The 1,854-nt window shown below is 70.0% G+C and carries 3 protein-coding genes and 1 tRNA gene; 1 reads left to right on the top strand and 3 read right to left on the bottom strand.

All coding sequences use genetic code 11. The features are described from left to right. Positions 1-289: 289 nt before the first annotated feature. A tRNA-Gly gene (locus OOT08_RS15315) sits at positions 290-363 on the bottom strand. A gap of 74 nt (positions 364-437) precedes the next feature. After that, complete coding sequence (locus OOT08_RS15310; protein WP_325093711.1) at positions 438-980, bottom strand: gamma carbonic anhydrase family protein; 543 nt, start codon at positions 978-980, stop codon at positions 438-440. Positions 981-1,109: 129 nt separating this feature from the next. On the opposite strand from OOT08_RS15310, the gene OOT08_RS15305 reads away from it, so the two are divergent. Then, entirely contained in the window at positions 1,110-1,598 is a 489-nt protein-coding gene (locus tag OOT08_RS15305; RefSeq protein WP_325093709.1) for a Dps family protein, read from the top strand. A gap of 67 nt (positions 1,599-1,665) precedes the next feature. Here OOT08_RS15305 and OOT08_RS15300 read toward each other — a convergent pair. After that, on the bottom strand, positions 1,666-1,854 hold a 189-nt coding region (locus tag OOT08_RS15300; RefSeq protein WP_325093708.1), incomplete at its 5' end, for a hypothetical protein.

Here is a 1,854-nt window from a genome sequence, read left to right as displayed (position 1 = left end):
AACGCGAAGCGTTGCGCGCGCACGGCGCTGGCGGAGCCTGCGACGCCAGTCACGGGTTCATCAACACGCCCGGAATCCCCGAAAAGCAGTCAGGCCCCGCGTGAGCAGGGGCCTGACTGTGTGAGAGGGGATGACGGGAATCGAACCCCGCCCGCGCGCTGGACGCAACGCGAAGCGTTGCGCGCGCACGGCGCTGGCGGAGCCTGCGACGCCAGTCACGGGTTCATCAAGAGGCCCGGAATCCCCGAAACGCAGAGAACCCCCGGCCGAAGGTCAGGGGCTCTCGGAGTGGAGGGGATGACGGGAATCGAACCCGCGTAATCAGTTTGGAAGACTGAGGCTTTACCATTAAGCTACATCCCCGTTCGCCCGCAGTGGGCGACCGAATCGAGTCTACTGTATTCCGCGACTCGGCCGCGCCACCGGCGGCGCTTTTCCTACGCTTCGGGCGTGTCGGCCTCGTCCGCGGCCCGGTGCCGGGCGGTGTGTTCCAGGTACACGGCGGCGTTGCGCAGCAGCCCCTCGCGCTCCTCGTCCCGGAGCGGGCGGATGACCTTCGCGGGCACCCCGGCGACGAGGGAGCCCGGCGGCACCGTCATGCCCTGCGGGACGACGGCCCCGGCGGCGACGAGCGAGCCCGCGCCGATCACCGCCCCGTTGAGCACGGTTGCGCTCATCCCGATCAGGCAGCCGTCTTCGACGGTCGCGCCGTGCACGACCGCGTTGTGGCCGACGGAGACGTCGTCACCGATCTGAACGCCGAAGTCGGGGTCGACGTGCACGGCGACGCCGTCCTGGAAGTTCGAGCGTTCGCCGACCACGATGGCCGAGGAGTCGGCGCGGAGCACCGCGTGGTACCAGACGTTGCTCTGCGCGCCGAGGGTGACGTTGCCGATGACGGCGGCTCCGGGGGCGAGCCAGGCCCGGTCCGAGACCGCGGGCTCGTACCCCGCGCCAAGGGCCCTGATGAGTCGTTCCATGCTCCGAACTTCCTTCCGTTCCGAGGCCCCAGGCAAGCCTGCGCTTACTGAGCCAAGCCTGTCATTGCTTGTATTTCTCTGGGATGAGCGTAGCGTTAAGGGCAGAACTTCCCCGAAAGGATGTGCACCATGACCAACACCAAGACCGCTCTCCCCCAGGCCACCGCGAACCCCGAGCTCGCCGCCGGGGTGGCTCAGCTCCTCACCCCCGTCGTGCAGGACCTGATTGCCCTCTCGGTGAACGGCAAGCAGGCGCACTGGCACGTCCGCGGCGCCAACTTCATCGGCATCCACGAGCTGCTCGACCAGGTCGTGGACAACGCCCGCGAGGCGTACGACACCGCCGCCGAGCGGATCGTCGCCCTGGGCCTCCCCGTTGACGGCCGCCTCGGCTCCGTCGCCTCCGAGACCCGCACCCCCGCGCTCTCCGAGGGCTTCCAGAACACCACCACGGTCATCACTGAGATGGTCGCGCAGATCGATGCGACCCTCGCCACCGTGAACCGCGCGATCACCGAGCTCGATGACGTGGACCTGGTCAGCCAGGACGTCGCGATCGCTATCGCGCAGCAGCTCGAGAAGGACCGCTGGTTCCTCTTCGCGCACATCGCCGCCTAGGCACCCAGGACCGCACGCCGGCCCCGCTCCTTCTGGAGCGGGGCCGGTGTCGTTTGGGCCGCGTGCCCTAGCGACCTGGCCGGGCCCGCCGGGCGAGGAGGATCGCCCCGCCGAGGCCGAGCGTGATGCCGAGCGCCCAGAGGGGCGCGGCGGCCCCGGTCGGGGTGCCCGATTCGGCGAGGGATTCACCGGGACCGGGGCCCCCCGAGGGCAGGGCCGACGCCCCGGGGCTGGTCGGAGCCGTGCTCGGCGGATC

Origin of the sequence: Leucobacter sp. M11 (genome assembly GCF_035726885.1) — a bacterium.
Taxonomy (GTDB): Bacteria; Actinomycetota; Actinomycetes; order Actinomycetales; family Microbacteriaceae; genus JAPFRB01.
The sequence above is the reverse complement of the archived record's forward strand: the minus strand, read 5'-3'. Positions and strand labels throughout refer to the sequence as shown.

What these genes read in the sequence shown, in the direction of transcription:
- OOT08_RS15310 (WP_325093711.1), bottom strand. Translation starts at nt 980, where the DNA reads ATGGAACGACTCATCAGGGCCCTTGGCGCGGGGTACGAGCCCGCGGTC.
- OOT08_RS15305 (WP_325093709.1), top strand. Translation starts at nt 1,110, where the DNA reads ATGACCAACACCAAGACCGCTCTCCCCCAGGCCACCGCGAACCCCGAG.